Annotated in this window: 19 protein-coding genes; 10 read left to right on the top strand and 9 right to left on the bottom strand. The window is 49.5% G+C overall.

Translation table 11 applies throughout. The features are described from left to right. Positions 1-80 precede the first annotated feature (80 nt). Positions 81-986: a TIGR01777 family oxidoreductase gene (locus BM292_RS03655; RefSeq protein WP_092855392.1), complete on the top strand. Its 906-nt coding sequence runs from the start codon at positions 81-83 to the stop codon at positions 984-986. Here the strand turns inward: BM292_RS03655 and trpA are convergent. The 7 genes from trpA to smpB all read right to left on the bottom strand — a co-directional run bounded on the left by trpA (position 958) and on the right by smpB (position 8,485). Further along, positions 958-1,767 (bottom strand): tryptophan synthase subunit alpha, encoded by an 810-nt coding sequence (gene trpA / locus BM292_RS03650; RefSeq protein WP_092855390.1) that lies wholly within the window; start codon positions 1,765-1,767, stop codon positions 958-960. The two genes, BM292_RS03655 and trpA, sit on opposite strands and share 29 nt — an antisense overlap. Further along, the gene (gene trpB / locus BM292_RS03645) at positions 1,764-2,969 is read right to left on the bottom strand and encodes a tryptophan synthase subunit beta (RefSeq protein WP_092855388.1); all 1,206 of its coding nucleotides are present in this window, start codon (positions 2,967-2,969) and stop codon (positions 1,764-1,766) included. The genes trpA and trpB overlap by 4 nt, the downstream gene beginning before the upstream one ends. Then, positions 2,966-4,378: a bifunctional indole-3-glycerol-phosphate synthase TrpC/phosphoribosylanthranilate isomerase TrpF gene (gene trpCF / locus BM292_RS03640; protein WP_092855386.1), complete on the bottom strand. Its 1,413-nt coding sequence runs from the start codon at positions 4,376-4,378 to the stop codon at positions 2,966-2,968. The genes trpB and trpCF overlap by 4 nt, the downstream gene beginning before the upstream one ends. Then, complete coding sequence (gene trpD, locus BM292_RS03635; RefSeq protein WP_092855384.1) at positions 4,371-5,375, bottom strand: anthranilate phosphoribosyltransferase; 1,005 nt, start codon at positions 5,373-5,375, stop codon at positions 4,371-4,373. Before trpD ends, trpCF begins: the two co-directional genes overlap by 8 nt. A gap of 2 nt (positions 5,376-5,377) precedes the next feature. Beyond that, positions 5,378-6,004: an aminodeoxychorismate/anthranilate synthase component II gene (locus tag BM292_RS03630; RefSeq protein WP_092856884.1), complete on the bottom strand. Its 627-nt coding sequence runs from the start codon at positions 6,002-6,004 to the stop codon at positions 5,378-5,380. Positions 6,005-6,008: 4 nt separating this feature from the next. Further along, complete coding sequence (locus BM292_RS03625) at positions 6,009-7,625, bottom strand: anthranilate synthase component 1 (protein WP_092855382.1); 1,617 nt, start codon at positions 7,623-7,625, stop codon at positions 6,009-6,011. 380 nt (positions 7,626-8,005) lie between these two features. Next, a complete protein-coding gene (gene smpB, locus BM292_RS03620) occupies positions 8,006-8,485 on the bottom strand; it encodes an SsrA-binding protein SmpB (protein WP_092855380.1) in 480 nt (159 codons plus the stop codon). Positions 8,486-8,625: 140 nt separating this feature from the next. On the opposite strand from smpB, the gene BM292_RS03615 reads away from it, so the two are divergent. From BM292_RS03615 to sixA, 3 genes are read left to right on the top strand one after another with little or no spacing between them, the layout of a single operon-like run. Continuing rightward, entirely contained in the window at positions 8,626-9,063 is a 438-nt protein-coding gene (locus BM292_RS03615; RefSeq protein WP_092855378.1) for a type II toxin-antitoxin system RatA family toxin, read from the top strand. 3 nt (positions 9,064-9,066) lie between these two features. Beyond that, a complete protein-coding gene (locus BM292_RS03610; RefSeq protein WP_092855376.1) occupies positions 9,067-9,438 on the top strand; it encodes an RnfH family protein in 372 nt (123 codons plus the stop codon). A gap of 3 nt (positions 9,439-9,441) precedes the next feature. Beyond that, positions 9,442-9,933 (top strand): phosphohistidine phosphatase SixA, encoded by a 492-nt coding sequence (gene sixA, locus BM292_RS03605; protein WP_092855374.1) that lies wholly within the window; start codon positions 9,442-9,444, stop codon positions 9,931-9,933. A gap of 106 nt (positions 9,934-10,039) precedes the next feature. Here the strand turns inward: sixA and smrB are convergent, their stop codons facing one another. Then, a complete protein-coding gene (gene smrB / locus BM292_RS03600) occupies positions 10,040-10,546 on the bottom strand; it encodes an endonuclease SmrB (protein ID WP_092855372.1) in 507 nt (168 codons plus the stop codon). Between the two features lie 140 nt (positions 10,547-10,686). Here smrB and prmB point away from each other — a divergent pair, with 140 nt between their 5' ends. From prmB to BM292_RS03575, 5 genes are read left to right on the top strand one after another with little or no spacing between them, the layout of a single operon-like run. Then, positions 10,687-11,559, top strand: a complete 873-nt coding sequence (gene prmB, locus BM292_RS03595) for a 50S ribosomal protein L3 N(5)-glutamine methyltransferase (RefSeq protein ID WP_092855370.1) — start codon at positions 10,687-10,689, stop codon at positions 11,557-11,559. A 32-nt stretch (positions 11,560-11,591) separates the two neighbouring features. Then, positions 11,592-12,692 carry a chorismate synthase gene (gene aroC, locus BM292_RS03590; RefSeq protein ID WP_092855368.1) on the top strand — a complete coding sequence of 367 codons (1,101 nt, stop codon included), beginning with the start codon at positions 11,592-11,594 and terminating at the stop codon, positions 12,690-12,692. A gap of 32 nt (positions 12,693-12,724) precedes the next feature. Continuing rightward, positions 12,725-13,261: an elongation factor P hydroxylase gene (locus BM292_RS03585; protein ID WP_092855366.1), complete on the top strand. Its 537-nt coding sequence runs from the start codon at positions 12,725-12,727 to the stop codon at positions 13,259-13,261. Next, positions 13,258-13,392 carry an entericidin A/B family lipoprotein gene (locus tag BM292_RS03580; RefSeq protein ID WP_092855363.1) on the top strand — a complete coding sequence of 45 codons (135 nt, stop codon included), beginning with the start codon at positions 13,258-13,260 and terminating at the stop codon, positions 13,390-13,392. Before BM292_RS03585 ends, BM292_RS03580 begins: the two co-directional genes overlap by 4 nt. Continuing rightward, positions 13,385-14,527 carry an ATP-NAD kinase family protein gene (locus BM292_RS03575; RefSeq protein WP_245751800.1) on the top strand — a complete coding sequence of 381 codons (1,143 nt, stop codon included), beginning with the start codon at positions 13,385-13,387 and terminating at the stop codon, positions 14,525-14,527. Before BM292_RS03580 ends, BM292_RS03575 begins: the two co-directional genes overlap by 8 nt. On the opposite strand, the gene BM292_RS03570 is transcribed toward BM292_RS03575, so the two are convergent. Beyond that, complete coding sequence (locus tag BM292_RS03570) at positions 14,524-14,844, bottom strand: 2Fe-2S iron-sulfur cluster-binding protein (RefSeq protein WP_092855361.1); 321 nt, start codon at positions 14,842-14,844, stop codon at positions 14,524-14,526. The genes BM292_RS03575 and BM292_RS03570 overlap by 4 nt on opposite strands. A gap of 135 nt (positions 14,845-14,979) precedes the next feature. Here BM292_RS03570 and BM292_RS03565 point away from each other — a divergent pair, with 135 nt between their 5' ends. Then, positions 14,980-16,281: an NCS2 family permease gene (locus BM292_RS03565; protein ID WP_092855359.1), complete on the top strand. Its 1,302-nt coding sequence runs from the start codon at positions 14,980-14,982 to the stop codon at positions 16,279-16,281. Positions 16,282-16,283 lie beyond the last annotated feature (2 nt).

The following is a 16,283-nucleotide window of genomic DNA, read 5'->3' as shown; positions in this document are numbered from 1 at the left end:
TTAGGTACTAGATTCAATGACTACACTTACTACACGTTCAGCAACTTCTTAGTATAGTTTTTCCGACGCGAGAGGCCAGCATGAAAATTTTAATTACAGGTGGTACCGGTCTAATTGGCTCGGCATTAATTCCGCACTTATTGACGGAATATCAGGTTACCGTGATTAGTCGAAACCCACAGCGCGCAATTCAACGCTTAGGTGGTCAAGTACATGTGATTCGAAGCTTGGACGAGGTAACTGATATAAGTGATTATTTTGCGGTGATTAATTTGCAAGGCGAGGGGATTGCGGATAAACGTTGGAGTTCACGGCAAAAGCTTCGCATTGAGCAAAGCCGCTGGAATATTACGCGCAAAATTACCGAAGCAATTCAAGAAGCGGCGCAACCGCCACTAGTATTTATCAGTGGCTCGGCCATTGGCTACTACGGTGCACAAGGCGACATGCCGGTAACTGAAAACACAAAAGTAGAAAAAGATGATTTTGCGCATCATTTGTGTGCGGAGTGGGAGCGTTTAGCTCTCGCTGCTGATTCAGATAAAACACGGGTGTGCGTATTACGTACGGGTGTGGTGCTCGCCTCTGAAGGCGGTGCGCTGCAAAAGATGTTACCGCCTTATCTGCTTGGGCTTGGCGGACCACTTGGCGATGGCACGCAAGGCTTCAGTTGGGTGCACTTAGATGACATGGTGGGAATTATTCAGTTTTTACTTGCAAACGAGCAAGCACGCGGTATTTTTAACGCGACAGCGCCGCACCCCGTGCAACAACAGGAGTTCAGCAAAACTCTGGCTCGCGTGTTACGAAAGTCTCACTTTATGCGGGTTCCAGCGTGGGCATTAAAACTGATGTTAGGTGAAATGTCGCAGATGTTATTAACCGGCCAATTGGTTCTGCCTGAGCGTTTGCAACAGGCCGGTTATCACTTTAAATATCCTAATGTGGAGGCCGCACTCAAGCAGTGCTTGTTGCCGCCTTCATAGGTTTTATAAACGCTGTAAGTTCATCAACTAAGGCGTTTTCATCGTGTTGATATTGCTCAATGATTTTCACGATAGCAGAACCACAAATTGCACCAGCAGCGCCCGCTGCCAACGCCGCTTTAACGTGCTCTGGCGAAGCGATACCAAAGCCTAGCAGTGGCGGTGCGCTATGCTGAGCGCGAAGCTCGTTAATCACCGCACTCGCTGGTGCTTGCATTTGCGTTTCGGCGCCAGTGACGCCTGCTCGGCTAAGCAAATAGACATACCCCTCGCTATGAGCTGCGACGTTGGCTAAGGTTTGCGCTGACGCATCTGGTGGTGCAATAAAAATAGGAGCAATGCCGTGCTGCTTTGCCACCTGCGCAAAGGTGAGGCCCTCGCGCACAGGCACATCGGCAATTAATACGGAATCAACACCCGCATCAGCACAACGCTGATAAAACGACGCAGTCCCTTTGCTGACCACTAAATTGGCATAGACCAGAAGACCGATTGGCAAGTCGGGATACTTCGCACGCACCTGTTTGATGATCTCAAACGCATCCGCAATACGTGTTCCGGCGGCGAGCGCGCGGATATTCGCTTTTTGAATGGTGGGACCGTCGGCAACTGGATCAGAAAACGGAAGCCCTAATTCAAGTGCATCGGCGCCACCTGCAATTAATGCTTCAATAACTTTTAAGCTGAGCTCAGGTGTTGGATCACCCAATGTGACAAATGGCACGAAAGCGCCGCTTTGTTGCTGTTCTAAGCGCTTAAATAGGCGTTGATAACGGCTCATGCTGACTCTCCTTGTTGAAAAATGCGACGCACGTGGTCGATATCTTTGTCGCCGCGTCCCGAAAGGTTAATCAGTAACACCTTCGGTGCATCGGGTTCGGCAGCGCGACGCAGCGCATAGGCGAGTGCGTGGGCGGATTCCAGAGCTGGAATGATGCCTTCGTGTTGCGCCAGAATTTGAAACGCATCCAGCGCTTCTTGGTCGGTCACCGACTCATAACGAGCACGGCCAATTTCGCGCAAGTAGGCATGCTGCGGACCAACTCCTGGGTAATCAAGACCAGCTGAAACCGAGTAACTTTCTTCGATTTGGCCTTCGTCAGTTTGCATCAAAAATGAACGGCAGCCGTGCAAAATGCCTGGCTTACCTGCAGTGAGCGTGGCGCCGTGATGGGCAGTTTCAACGCCTTTTCCGGCTGGCTCCACACCGACTAACGCAACTTCAGGCTCATCGATAAACTCAGCAAACATACCAATTGCATTGGAGCCGCCACCAACACAGGCAATCACTTCGTCGGGTAAGCGGCCGATGCGCTCGAGCATTTGGGCTTTCGCTTCGGCACCGATCATCCGGTGAAATTCACGCACTATCGTTGGGAACGGATGCGGGCCGGCTGCTGTACCTAACAAATAGTGCGTGGTGCTATAGCTGGCGGTCCAGTCACGCATGGCCTCGTTAACTGCATCTTTCAGTGTGCCGCTGCCTGAATCAACGGGCACCACTTTCGCGCCCATTAATTCCATTCGGAATACATTGGGTTGCTGGCGGGCAACGTCTTTCGCACCCATGTAGATGATGCACTCGAGATCTAATAACGCACACGCCAAGGCGGTAGCCGTGCCATGCTGACCCGCACCGGTTTCGGCAATAATCCGTTTTTTGCCCATCCGTTTAGCCAGTAGCGCTTGGCCAAGTACCTGATTGGTTTTATGAGCGCCACCGTGGAGCAAGTCTTCGCGTTTCAAGTAAATCTGCGTGCCATTCGGCGAATCTAATGGCAAGTTACGACACAGTGATAATGGCGTCGGACGGCCTAGATAATTTTTCAATAGATCCGCGAATTCCGCCTGAAAGGCCGGATCATTTTGTGCTTCAATGAAGGCCTGTTCGAGTTGATCGAGTGCAGGTAATAAAATCTCAGGGACAAATTGCCCGCCAAAATCACCAAAATAAGCGGATAATTTTTCGCTTGGTTGCGTCATGATACTGCCTCCTGATCCGGCTGGATCTGGTTATCTGATTTTCCGTAAGTTCGAATATGATCAAAAAATTGCACGATTTTTCCGGCGTCTTTGCAGCCTTTGGCATATTCGACGCCAGAGTTAACATCGAGTTGCTGAATACCGGTGGCTTGCGCCTCGTTTAAATTGTCTAAGCTCAGGCCGCCGGCCAAAATACATTGTTCGAGCTGCGTGGCACTGAGATCGTTGAGCAATGACCAGTCAAACGGTTGACCGCTGCCGCCGAAGCGGTTATCGAGCAGAAATGCATCCACTTCAATTTGCGGCAAAATAAGTGGTTCGTCGACCCCAATTGCTTTCCAAATTCGTACACCAGGCAAGGCTTTACGTAGCTCGCTGATGTAATCAATGTCCTCTTGCCCATGGAGTTGCACAACCGCGAGCTTCAAGGTACTCGCGATGTCTACAACCTGTTGCAAGGGTTGATCGGCAAACACACCGACGAAATTTAATAGCGGTTCAGCGGCGACGATTGTCTGTGCTTGCTGTGTACTGACATAGCGTGGCGAGTGCTGAACAAAGATGAGTCCGCCAAATGCAGCACCCGCCGCACGAACAACCGTGGCATCGGCAGGTTCGGTTAAACCACAGACTTTATGCGAGCCATAGATGAGCTCGCGACAGGCTTGGTCGACATTTTTTTGCTGCGACAAGGCGCTACCGATGAGGAAGCCATCGACATAACTGGCTGCCTCTTTGACTTCTTGGTGCTTGCTATAACCTGATTCTGCAACAACGAGCACACCTTCAGGTATACGTTGGCTCATGGTAATACTGCGTTGCGCATCGATGCTTAAATCATGCAAGTTGCGGTTATTAATGCCAATGATGTTGGCGTTTAATTGTAGCGCGCGCTCAAGTTCGGCATCGGTTGCGACTTCGGTGAGTACATCAAGTTTTAGCTGTTCCGCAAGCTCGGCGAGTTGCTGGTAGGCGCTATCGCTTAATACCGACAGCATTAGCAAAATAGCATCGGCACCAAAATGACGGGCAAGTAATACTTGCTCCGGCATCACAATGAAGTCTTTACACAGCACCGGTTGTGGCACTGCCGCAGCAACGGCAGCTAAGTACCGGTAGTCGCCCTGAAAGTAATCCGGCTCAGTTAATACTGAAATGGCATCGGCATAACGGCTATAGGTTTGCGCCAAACTCACCGGATTAAAGTCAGGTCGAATTAGGCCCTTGGACGGCGAAGCCTTTTTACATTCAAGGATAAAGCTTGCCCGCGGCTGCGCTAGCGCTTGATATAAACTCCGTTGACTCGGCGCTAAGTTGTGTTCAATTGCGTCGATATCTAACTGGGTTAAGAATTCTTGTACGGAGTTGCGCCGTGTTGTCACAATTTCATCAAGTATTGAATTAGCCACGATTAAACTCCTGAAGCTTTGCTAAGTGCGACAACGCAGCGCCTGACGCCAAGTGCTCTTGTACCGCCGCTGTGGCTTGTTTGAGATTGGTGTACTGATCGGTGACATACAGCATCGCCGCCACAGTGACCGCAACGGCGTTGCTTTGTGCAGGCGTTGCTGTGCCAGCGAGTACGTTTTTTAGTAACTGGGCATTGAAATCAGCATCACCACCCATGAGTTCGGCAACTTGCGCTGATTGAACACCAAAATCGGTGGCATCAAGGGTGTATTCGATGAGCTCGTTGTTGCGCAGCTCGACCACATGAGTTGGGCCATGCAGCGCAATTTCATCCAGCCCTGAGCCATGCACGACCATTGCGCGTTGGCAACCTAACAATTGCAAGGTTTCCGCCATCGGTCGGCACCAGCTCGGATCGTATACGCCAAGCACTTGGGCATCCGGTCGGGCTGGGTTCACCAGTGGCCCTAATAAATTAAATAACGTGCGAGTTTTTAAGGTTTGACGGCTCGGCATCGCATAACGAATACCCGGGTGATAGTGCGGTGCAAACAAGAAGCAAAAGTTGAGAGCATCAAGTTGCTGCTCAGCTATTTCTGGATCTTGAGTAACCGACAAACCCAAGCTTTCGAGCACGTCGGCAGAACCCGAACGTGATGACACACTGCGATTACCGTGTTTCGCGACGGCGAGCCCCATGCTGGCTGCTACCAACGCTGCAGTGGTTGAAATATTCATGGTGTTACTGCCATCACCACCGGTACCACAGCTATCGATAACCGCGCGCGCAGGGCGTTTGAATGGTTTGGCAGCGCGTCGCAATGCTTGCGCTGCGCCAGCCATTTCAGCCGGCTGCTCACCGCGCAGTTTCATTGCCGTTAACGCCGCGGTAATTTGGATATCATTCAGTTCACCTTTGACCAAGTGATCAAATAGCTTTTCTGCTTGGGGCAAGGTTAATGGCTCGCCGTTGAGTAATGTATGAAGTGCCTGCATGTTTAACTCCCGTACGGCTCAAATCGGTATTGTTGAAATAAATAGGCAACGGTTTGTGCTAATAATTGCGTGCCGCGGCTAGTCAATATCGATTCCGGATGGAATTGAAAGCCAAGCGCCTGAAATTCCGGAAACTCTGCAGCCATCGGAATAGCGCCGGTCGCTGCAAGTACTTTGATCGAGTCAGGTAATTTATAGCCACATAACGAGTGGTAACGCGCAACCGTTAACGGATTATCCAATTGTTCAAATATGGCGTGCGGGCGGGTTTCGATCAGTGCTTTTTTACCGTGCACAATATCGGGACATCTATCCACTTCACCGCCTGCTGCATGAATGAGCGCTTGAAAGCCCAGACAGATACCAAGCATGGGGAATTGCCCTTTGGCTGCTTTAATCAATGCAAGCAGATTCCCCGAGTGAGCAGGGTGACCCGGCCCAGGAGATAAGCACAGCAATTGGCGACCTGAATAGTTACGCATGGTAGCAATCAGTTGCTGTGCATCCATGTCATTGCGATACACCACCAACGGATAACCGAGTTGGCGTAATTCATCCACGAGGTTGTAGCTAAACGAATCGAAGTTATCGAGCATGACAATCCGATCAGGAGCCGTTGAGTTAGTCATTGGATTAACGTTCACGGGTTGCCTCCTGAATCAGTTGATTGGCCTTGCGCACAGCTTCAATGACCGCACGTGCTTTGTTTTCGGTTTCCGCGACTTCAGCCGCTGGGTCGGAGTCATGGACAACGCCAGCGCCTGCTTGAATGGTTGCTAAACCGTCTTTCACAAAAGCTGAGCGAATCACAATGCAGGTATCCATATCTCCCGCGCCATTCACATAGCCAACGGCGCCGCCGTAGCTGCCGCGGCGTTGTTTTTCGACTTGCCGAATGAGCGTGGCGGCACTGATTTTCGGCGCACCAACCAATGTACCCATGTTCATACATGCGCGATAGGCGTGCAGTGCGTCTAAGTCATCGGCCAACTGAGCTACCACACGTGACACGAGATGCATGACGTGTGAATACCGGTCGACCTGTAATAAATCAGCGACGTAACGTGTGCCCGGCTGCGCTATGCGGGCCAGATCGTTTCGAGCAAGATCCACCAGCATCATGTGTTCCGATAGTTCTTTTTGGTCAAGCCGAAGCTCGAGCTCTAAGCGGCTGTCGAGGTCGGCATGTATCGTACCGTCGGCATTTTTACCCCGTGGGCGGGTGCCGGCAATCGGATATAATTCAACTTGATTTGTCTCCGCGGTATACTTGAGCGCTGATTCTGGCGATGCGCCAAACAATTCAAAACTATCAGTGCGCAAATAGAACATATACGGCGATGGATTGGCTTGTTTGAGTTGGGCGTAAGCCAGCAAACTATCACTACACGGCAATTGGAAACGGCGTGAGGGCACCACTTGGAATATATCGCCGGCACTTATGTTCTCTTTTAACTTTAATACTTGTTGCGCAAACTCTTTGGCTGATGGGGTTGCTTGTACCTCATTACTTACAAACGTAGCGTTAGCTCCTTGCTGTATCGATGGAAATTGGCAGAGCGCGGCGATTTGTCCCACTTGCGCGGCAATGTCGGCATAGTAACTAGCGCTATCAGGGCCGCTGATCAAACTAGCGAGTAGTTCGGTGGTTTGCTGTTGATGGTCGATCACCAATAATGTTTCCGCAAGGTAGAACTGATAATCGGGACAGCTGTTGTCCGCACTCGCTACCTCAGGGAGTTGTTCAAAGGTTGCCACGTAATCGTAGGCAAACACGCCGCCGATAAAAATGGCCATCGCATGTGGCGCGCCCAACTGGGCTTTGGTTTGTAGTTGTTGCTGGACAATCCGTAACGGCTCGATATTGCTGGCAGCGCGTAAACGTGAATCCTCGTCCGCTGCAACCGTGGATGACTGAAACTCGCATACTAACTGCTTATCGGTCGCCGTCACTTGGCATACGTTCGCACCAAGTTGCTGCAAACGCTCGGCTAACCACGGCAGTAGCGCTGCGCCGTTATTGGTTAGTGCCTCAATCGTGACGGTTTGCCCCTGACAGGTAAACTGTACTGCAGCATTCACCATCAGCAAGCTTTTGAGGTTTTGTCTGGATTGAATTTCAGCGGAATCAAGTAACAAGCTCGGCTGTTTAGGTGAGCACAGCCGTTTGTAAAGAGCTAGCGTATCCGCTTGATACGGCAGCTTCATTCGCAAACTTGTCAGAAAGCCAGATTGTTCAATAATGTTCACGCTTCGTACTCTTTTATAGTTGAGTTATTGTCGATAACGATTGGTATTTAAAAGTTGTATAACTTTTTGTCTACCGCTTGATGCCGATAAGCGTGCATAAAAAAACCCGCTTATCGAAGCGGGTTTGTAGCAAACGTGATTCACACGCACAGATACATCGCCCGCTAGCTCGGGAAATGCCACCACCAGTTTTTACGTAGTTGTGTACGTAGTTGTGATTGCTGTGATGTCGTTAACACGATTGCTTCCTTTATTTCTTTCGTGACTACAACTATCGATTCATTCGTTAAATCGTTAGCTTGTCTAATTGATGGATTGAATGTATCGCGATTAAAAAATGATGTCAACGCTGAATTGCTGGTCAATTTTGATCAGCACCATTAACGCACGTTGTGCTTCATGATGCGTGCTTTTTGACGTTGCCAATCGCGCTCTTTAATGGTGTCGCGTTTGTCGTGCGATTTTTTACCTTTAGCCAGATAAATTTCTAGCTTCACCAAGTGTTTTTTCCAATACATGGCGGTGGCGACTATCGCATAGCCTTCACGTTCGCTGGCTCCGATGAGTTTATCGAGTTCGCGCTTCTTTAATAGGAGTTTACGCGTGCGTTCCGGATCGCATACCACATGGCTTGAAGCGGAGATAAGCGGTTGTATTTGGGCGCCCAGTAAATACGCTTCGCCATTTTTAATAATGACGTAGGTGTCGCTGATATTTACCTTTCCGGCACGAATACTTTTTACTTCCCAGCCTTGCAGGGCGAGACCAGCCTCAAACTTGTCCTCGAGGAAATATTCATGACGCGCTTTTTTATTTAGCGCGATGGTGTTGGAATTTTGACTTTTTTTAGTTTTGCTCATGCCTTGTATTATACCGATGGTAGGAAAAATAAAAATGTCTTTTATTGCAAAATCACGGGTTTATTTGGCGTATTTGAAAGGGTGATTCAGCGTATGAAATGCGCTATCATGCGCTTCATTTTCAGCAAACGAGGATGCCAATGCCGACTATCGAACGAAGTGCTTTAGTGCCATACAGCAATGCGCAGATGTACGCATTGGTGAATGATATCGATCGTTATCCAGAATTTGTACCTGGCTGCCGCAGCGCAGCGGTTTTGGAAAACGACGAGCAGAATAAAGTTGCACGTCTCGATATTAGTAAAGCAGGTATCAGCAAGTCGTTTACTACGCGCAACACGCTAGTGCCATATGAGCGCATTGATATGGAATTAGTCGATGGTCCGTTTCAGTATTTACGCGGTGGTTGGAGCTTCCACAAGTTGGACGAAAACGCCTGTAAAATCGTGTTAAAGCTCGAATTTGAATTTGCCAACCGGTTATTGGGCATGGCTTTTGGTAAAATTTTCAATGAGCTTCAAAGTCGAATGGTTGATGCGTTTGTGCAACGTGCACAGCAAGTTTATGGATCTCAGTAACTCATGGCCCCGCAGCAAATTCAAATCGAAGTGGCTTACGCCACGCCAGAGCGTCAGCAAATTATCCCACTACGCGTTCCCGCTGGGACGGTTGTTGCGGATGCGATTGAGCGTTCACAAATCAAACAATACTTTCCGGAAATTGATCTAGCCGAACAAAAGGTTGGTATTTGGAGTAAAGCGGTTAAGCTAGACCATGAACTACGAGACGGTGATCGTATCGAAATATATCGACCATTGATTGCCGATCCGAAAGCCGTCCGCCGCCGTCGTGCTGATCAAGCGAAAGATGAAGGGCGTGCAGATCCGGTGACTGGTGGACGTCGGCGTAAACGTACAGATGAATCAGCTGATGCAGCTGAGGAGAACGAATAAATCGTGGCTGTTACTTTGTTTATTATGCGTCATGGCGATGCAGAACCACCTCAGGCACTGAAAGCCGATGCCATTCGACCATTGAGTACGCTGGGCGAAAGTGAAGTGTTAGCCAGTGCAAATTGGCTAAACGAGCATCTCCAGGAGCATCATGGCAAGCTTGATTGGCTACTTGCGAGCCCGTTTATTCGCGCACAACAAACTGCCACTATCGTCGAATCGATTGTTCCCTCTGGACAGCGAGATATTGTCGACGATGCGATTCCTGAAAGTGATCCGCAAGATTTTTCAGATTGGTTCTTTGCCATGTTGCAAAGTCGCTATCCCAATGCCGAAACGATTGTTTTGGTATCGCATATGCCGTTTGTGAGTTATTTGGTTGCGACGTTGGATAAGAAGACGCCGCCGTTGTTGTTTCCGACTGCGGGTATGGCGGAGCTGAAACTTGATGTGGCGATGCAGCGCGCGGACTTTGTCCGCATGATCGTTCCTTAAAGCAAGTACGATATTAGCTATTGGATATTAGATATTAGCCCCGATGTTTCAGGTTTTTCTAATATCTAATATCCAATATCTAATATCTAATATCCAATAGCTAATATCACCTTTGAACTAGGATGAGGAGGGCGGCGTTGCCGCCGTGTGCAGCGGGTGCTTGATGGAAAGCTCGAACCGCCGGATGCTGAACCAACCAATGCGGTAAATTCTCCTTCAATACCCCTTTACCATGCCCACTCATGACCGCGCAGCATTCAATATGTTGTTTGGCGCACGCGTGTAACAATGCTCCGAGTTCGCGCTTTGCTTCGGCTTGGGTCATACCATGTAAATCAAGGAATAATTCTGGCGGGAAGTCGCCGCGCCTCAGTTGCTTGAGTATGTGTGATGATTCACCTTCGACACAATAGCGCACTGGGCCTTCGGGAAAGTGGGCACGAAAAGTGTCGGAGAAAAAGAACTCGGCTTGTTGTTGGCGCTCAGGTGTATTTTCCGCACGGCGACGTGGCGTGAGTTTGGGGCGCGGTGCCGCAACCGTTTCGCTACGAATACGGCGGTCAACCTTAACTTGCTCGCGAAATAGCGCGAAATCATCTGTATCTTCACTCATAACACGTCGCTTTTTTGTGCCTATCTATCTGCATCTTAGGATGCGAACTCAGTGCTATTAGGGTATCTTATGGCTCAGAGTAGAACAACTTCGGAGAACCTACCTTGTCACAGGTATCTGTCAACTTTACGTCCACCAGTATGCATGATGCACTGCGTTGGGCAGTGAGCGCTATGCAGGGCGCGGATGTTTATTTCGGTCACGGCACCGATAATGCCTTAAGTGAAGCGCAATTATTGCTGGGCCACGTGACGCAACTGACGTTTGAGCAGCTAGCTGAATTTCAACAAGCGCGATTACAACCGCATGAATTTGAAGAGTTTGTTGGCCTTGTGACGACGCGTATCGAAGAACGTAAACCCGCGGCTTATTTGATTGGTCAAGCATGGTTTGCAGGGTTGCCATTTATGGTTGATGAACGGGTACTGGTGCCGCGTTCACCGATTGCCGAATTGATTGAAAAGCGCTTCACACCATGGCTTGCCCAAGAACCAAAGCGGATTCTTGATCTGTGCACGGGAAGCGGCTGTATTGCGATTGCTTGTGCCTATGCGTTCGATGACGCCGAAGTTGATGCCCTTGATTTGTCGATTGATGCATTAGCGGTCGCTGAAGAAAATATTGCGATGCATGGTCTTGAAGAGCGCGTTATTCCCATTCAATCGAATCTTTATGATGGCGTGCCGAAACAGCGTTATGACCTAATTGTCACGAATCCGCCGTATGTTGATGCTGAGGACATGGCCGATTTGCCAGAGGAATTCCGCCATGAGCCAGAACTTGGATTGGCGGCTGGCGATGATGGTTTAGATTTGGTTCGAACGATTTTACGCGAAGCGCCGGATCATTTGACCGAGCAGGGTGTTTTGGTCTGCGAAGTGGGCAACTCGTGGGTTGCGCTTGCGGAAGAGTTTCCAGAAGTACCGTTTGATTGGGTTGAATTTGAACACGGCGGCGATGGTGTATTTGTTTTGAGCTATGCCGACCTTGTTGCGCATCGCGATAAATTCTAACCATCTTGATGAATTAACAAAGAGACAGACTAATGGCGGCGAATACTTGGGGTGAATTATTTCGAGTGACAACCTTTGGCGAGAGTCACGGCGTAGCGATAGGTGCTGTCGTTGATGGGTGTCCGCCAGGTTTAGAGCTGACCGAAGCTGATATTCAGCCATTTTTGGATCGTCGCAAGCCAGGTCAAAACCGTTTCACCACGGCGCGTCGTGAGGCGGACCAAGTAAAAATTCTGTCTGGCGTGTTCGAAGGTAAAACAACGGGAACGCCGATTGGGCTGTTGATTGAAAACACTGACCAACGCAGTAAAGACTACGGCGATATTAAAGATAAATTTCGCCCCGGCCATGCCGATTATACCTATGCGCACAAATACGGTATTCGTGATTACCGCGGTGGTGGGCGCTCGTCTGCGCGCGAAACCGCAATGCGCGTTGCCGCCGCCGCTATTGCGCAAAAGTATTTAGCAGAAAAATTCGGTATGACGTTTCATGCTGGGGTGGTGCAAATTGGACCGTACAACACGGATGCTGCGCAGCCCGACTTTGCATGGTCGCACGTTGCTGATGATCCGTTATTTTGTCCGGATCCCTCAATGTCCGCGCAAGCTCAGGACTATTTGAAACAACTCCTTAAAGATGGTGATTCGGTTGGTGCCCGTGTGCGCCTTGAAGTCAGCGGTGTACCGGTTGGCTTAGGCGAGCCGGTGTTCGATCGACTCGATGCTGATTTAGCCAAAGCATTGATGAGTATTAATGCGGTGAAAGCGGTGAGTATTGGTGATGGATTTGCGGTGGCCGGCCAACGTGGTAGTGAACACCGGGATGCTCTAACTCCAACTGGTTTTGCGAGCAATCATGCCGGCGGCGTACTTGGCGGTATTAGTAGTGGTCAGCCACTCATAGCGGAAGTCGCATTTAAACCGACATCAAGCATTACCATTGCTGGGGAAACCATCGATAGTCAAGGTCAACCAAGTAGCATTGTGACGCGTGGTCGACATGATCCGTGTGTCGGTATTCGCGGTGTGCCGGTGGTCGAAGCGATGGCTGCGCTTGTGATCATGGATCACTGGCTGCGCCAGCGTGCGCAAAATGGTGACGTACAATCAACCGTGCCGAAGATTGATTAGTTGGTTTTTCGCAGTAGGTATATTCTCGACGTATGATAAAACATCATTATCAGCAACTTATTCAGTTGTTCGAACAATGCTTTTTTGATGAATTGAATACACGGTTGGTGGCCGGTACCGACGAACCTTATTATCAGCCAGCACAATGCGCCGGTGAGAGTCATCAAATTGTCTTTGCGCACGGATTTTACGCCTCGGCGTTACATGAAATAGCGCACTGGTGTATTGCCGGGGAAGCGCGTCGACAGTTATTCGATTATGGTTACTGGTACGAACCTGATGGCCGTAATGCCGAGCAACAGGCTGAATTTGAGCAAGTTGAGCGCAAGCCACAGGCACTTGAATGGTTATTTTCAATATGCGCCGGGGTACCATTCCAGGTGAGCGTGGACAACCTCGGTGGTATCGAGGTTGATCGCGGTGCGTTTACAAAAGCTGTTCAAGAGCAATTAACTCACTATATAATTGACGGACTGCCGCCACGAGCGGAAAAATTTGCCCGCGTTCTGGCTGATTATTACCAGCAACCATGGCCTGCAACAACAATAACCAAATGGAACATAACATGAAAAATCGCTATTTTATTATGCTGTTAGTCGCGTTAGGTTTAAGCAGTTGTGCCACCATTGAAGGCATTGGTAAAGACCTAGAAAGTGCCGGTGAAGCTATTCAAGAAGGCTCGCGCGATAAAGGTGAATAAGTCTCCGTTGTTTCGTATTGGTTTAATCGTTAATGCGTTTGCAGGTCTTGGCGGTTCCGTCGCTCTGAAAGGTAGTGACGGCGCTGAGACCGCGCAGCGCGCACTTGCGTTAGGCGCAACACCGAAAGCGCCGCAACGCGTCAAACAAGCCCTGCAGGTTATTCAGCCGCATACAGAGCAATTGCAGTTTGTCACTGGGGCGAACGGTCTCGGTGCTGATATTGTGCACGACCTCGGTTTTTCCTGTGATGTCATTTATACCCCTGAGCAAAGCCTAACCAGTGCCACCGACACCCGTGAATTGGCGCGTTTATTAGGCCAGCGTGACGATATTGATTTATTACTGTTTGCCGGCGGTGATGGCACGGCTCGTGATGTCTGTGCTGTGTATCCGGAGTTGAGACCCGTACTGGGAATTCCGGCTGGGGTTAAAATTCATTCGGGTGTTTATGCGATTTCGCCAACCGCTGCAGGCAAAGTGCTTGAGCAATTAATTCAAGGGCAACTGACCAGTGTAACGAATGCGGATGTCATGGACATTGATGAAGAAGCGTTTCGCCAAGGCACAGTAAAAGCGCGCCGCTACGGCGAAATGTTAGTACCAGCCGAGCTACGTTATGTGCAAGCGGTAAAAATGGGCGGCAAAGAAAGCGATGAATTAGTGCTTGCTGATATTGCCGCCGATGTTATTGAGAGCATGGAAGATGACACGCTTTATGTGATGGGATCCGGCTCAACCGTCGCGTTTATAATGGAAGATTTAAACTTACCGAATACTTTGTTGGGTGTCGATGTTGTGCGAGCGGGAGAAGTGATCGCAAACGATGTGACAGCGCACCAGCTCGAACAACTGATCAGCGAGCACCAAGGCCCGGTATGCTTAATTATCACGGTCATCGGTGGACAAGGGCATATCTTCGGGCGCGGAAATCAACAACTTAGCCCAGCAGTGATTCGCATGATTGGTAAGGACAATATTCAAATTGTGGCAACCAAAGCGAAGTTGCAAGCGCTTGGTCAGCGACCGTTATTGGTTGATACGGGTGAACCTGATTTGGATGCCGAGTTGTCAGGCTTGATGCGCGTGACAACTGGCTACCATGATGAAGTCTTTGTGCGGGTAGAAAGCACTTAAAATTGCGATTTCGGTAAGCGTACGACAATACCGTCGAGTTCTTCGGTCATGTCAATTTGACAGCTCAAACGGCTGTTATCTTGCGGGTCGATTACCATATCCAGCATATCTTCTTCCATTTCGCTGGCTGGCGGTATTTTGTTAACCCAAGCCGGATCGACATAACAGTGACATGTTGCACACGACATGACGCCACCGCATTCACCGAGAATACCGTCGATCATGTGATCAACAGCACCTTCCATCAGGTTTTGACCCACTTCGACTTCTGCTTCAAATTCGCCACCTTGGGCATCAATGTATATGACACGAGGCATAACAAAAAACTCCTTAAATAATGGTCGCCGGGTGCATTGTGGGCGTTAAGGTTAGCACAAATCAGTGCGGCAAAAGTGATGAAATTATTGTAGAATACCGCAATTTTTTAATCAGCAGAGCGAGAGTGGGGGCTTATGCAGGCTTTATTGGAGCGATTGTTTCAAATCAAAGCGCAAGGAAGTACGGTAAAACGTGAAGTGATTGCGGGTATCACGACGTTTTTAACCATGGCGTATATTATTTTCGTGAACCCTTCCATGCTCAGCCAAGCTGGGATGGACTATGGTGCCGTGTTTGTCGCAACTTGTTTGGCCGCAGCCATTGGTTGTTTGGTGATGGGGTTATGGGCGAATTATCCGGTCGCGTTAGCACCGGGCATGGGTCTCAACGCATTCTTTACCTATAGCGTTGTGTTAGGTATGGGCTACACCTGGCAAACCGCACTGGGCGCTGTGTTCTTCTCTGGTATTTTATTTTTCTTGCTCTCGGCGTTGCGGATTCGTTCATGGATCATCAACTCGATTCCCGTCACACTAAGGTTGGCGATTGCCGCCGGTATTGGTGCATTTCTGGCGCTCATTGGTTTAAAAAACGCGAACATTATTGTTGCCGATAACGCGACGTTAGTATCGCTTGGTGACATGTCGCAACTGTCGGTATTGCTTGCCGGTGCTGGCTTCTTTTTGATTATTGGTATGGTTGCGCGCGGCATTCAAGGTGCGGCACTTATTAGTATACTTTTAGTGACCGTGGCCGGCTTTTTACTGGGTGATGTGCAGTACAATGGCATTGTTGCAGCACCGCCAAGCTTAGCGCCGACATTCATGCAAATGGACATTGCGGCTGCCTTTGACGTTGCCATGTTAAGCGTTATTTTTGCATTTTTGTTCGTTGATTTATTCGATACCTCAGGCACGTTAATGGCTGTTGCTCAGCGTGCTGGCTTAGCCAAACCAGATGGCTCATTACCACGGCTTGAGCGCGCATTAATGGCCGATAGCACGGCGACCATTGCCGGTGCCGCTTTGGGTACTTCAACGACAACCAGTTATGTTGAATCAGCCTCAGGGGTAGCGTCGGGCGGTAAAACCGGACTGACTGCTGTTGTGGTTGGCTTGTTGTTTGTTTTAGCAATATTTTTTGCACCGCTAGCAGGTATGGTGCCTGCTTATGCCACGGCTGGCGCAATTATCTATGTGTCGGTATTGATGTTGTTCACACTGCGTTCCGTCGATTGGGACGACATTACCGAAGCGGCTCCGGTAGCCGTTGTATTGTTGATGACGCCGCTGACGTTTTCGATTGCTGATGGCATCGCCCTAGGCTTTATAAGCTACGTGGTGGTGAAAGCGCTCGGCGGTAAAATGCGTGAATTAAATTGGAGTGTTGCAATCTTAGCAGCGCTGTTTGTCGCTAAATTTATTTGGTTGGGGTAATC

The sequence above is a fragment of the Pseudidiomarina tainanensis genome, from assembly GCF_900115255.1.
GTDB lineage: Bacteria > Pseudomonadota > Gammaproteobacteria > Enterobacterales > Alteromonadaceae > Pseudidiomarina > Pseudidiomarina tainanensis.
Note: the sequence above shows the minus strand (reverse complement) of the source record. Positions and strands in the feature narration are given on the sequence as shown.

What these genes read in the sequence shown, in the direction of transcription:
- BM292_RS03655 (WP_092855392.1), top strand. Translation starts at nt 81, where the DNA reads ATGAAAATTTTAATTACAGGTGGTACCGGTCTAATTGGCTCGGCATTA.
- trpA (WP_092855390.1), bottom strand. Translation starts at nt 1,767, where the DNA reads ATGAGCCGTTATCAACGCCTATTTAAGCGCTTAGAACAGCAACAAAGC.
- trpB (WP_092855388.1), bottom strand. Translation starts at nt 2,969, where the DNA reads ATGACGCAACCAAGCGAAAAATTATCCGCTTATTTTGGTGATTTTGGC.
- trpD (WP_092855384.1), bottom strand. Translation starts at nt 5,375, where the DNA reads ATGCAGGCACTTCATACATTACTCAACGGCGAGCCATTAACCTTGCCC.
- BM292_RS03630 (WP_092856884.1), bottom strand. Translation starts at nt 6,004, where the DNA reads ATGACTAACTCAACGGCTCCTGATCGGATTGTCATGCTCGATAACTTC.
- smpB (WP_092855380.1), bottom strand. Translation starts at nt 8,485, where the DNA reads ATGAGCAAAACTAAAAAAAGTCAAAATTCCAACACCATCGCGCTAAAT.
- BM292_RS03615 (WP_092855378.1), top strand. Translation starts at nt 8,626, where the DNA reads ATGCCGACTATCGAACGAAGTGCTTTAGTGCCATACAGCAATGCGCAG.
- BM292_RS03610 (WP_092855376.1), top strand. Translation starts at nt 9,067, where the DNA reads ATGGCCCCGCAGCAAATTCAAATCGAAGTGGCTTACGCCACGCCAGAG.
- smrB (WP_092855372.1), bottom strand. Translation starts at nt 10,546, where the DNA reads ATGAGTGAAGATACAGATGATTTCGCGCTATTTCGCGAGCAAGTTAAG.
- prmB (WP_092855370.1), top strand. Translation starts at nt 10,687, where the DNA reads ATGCATGATGCACTGCGTTGGGCAGTGAGCGCTATGCAGGGCGCGGAT.
- aroC (WP_092855368.1), top strand. Translation starts at nt 11,592, where the DNA reads ATGGCGGCGAATACTTGGGGTGAATTATTTCGAGTGACAACCTTTGGC.
- BM292_RS03585 (WP_092855366.1), top strand. Translation starts at nt 12,725, where the DNA reads ATGATAAAACATCATTATCAGCAACTTATTCAGTTGTTCGAACAATGC.
- BM292_RS03580 (WP_092855363.1), top strand. Translation starts at nt 13,258, where the DNA reads ATGAAAAATCGCTATTTTATTATGCTGTTAGTCGCGTTAGGTTTAAGC.
- BM292_RS03570 (WP_092855361.1), bottom strand. Translation starts at nt 14,844, where the DNA reads ATGCCTCGTGTCATATACATTGATGCCCAAGGTGGCGAATTTGAAGCA.
- BM292_RS03565 (WP_092855359.1), top strand. Translation starts at nt 14,980, where the DNA reads ATGCAGGCTTTATTGGAGCGATTGTTTCAAATCAAAGCGCAAGGAAGT.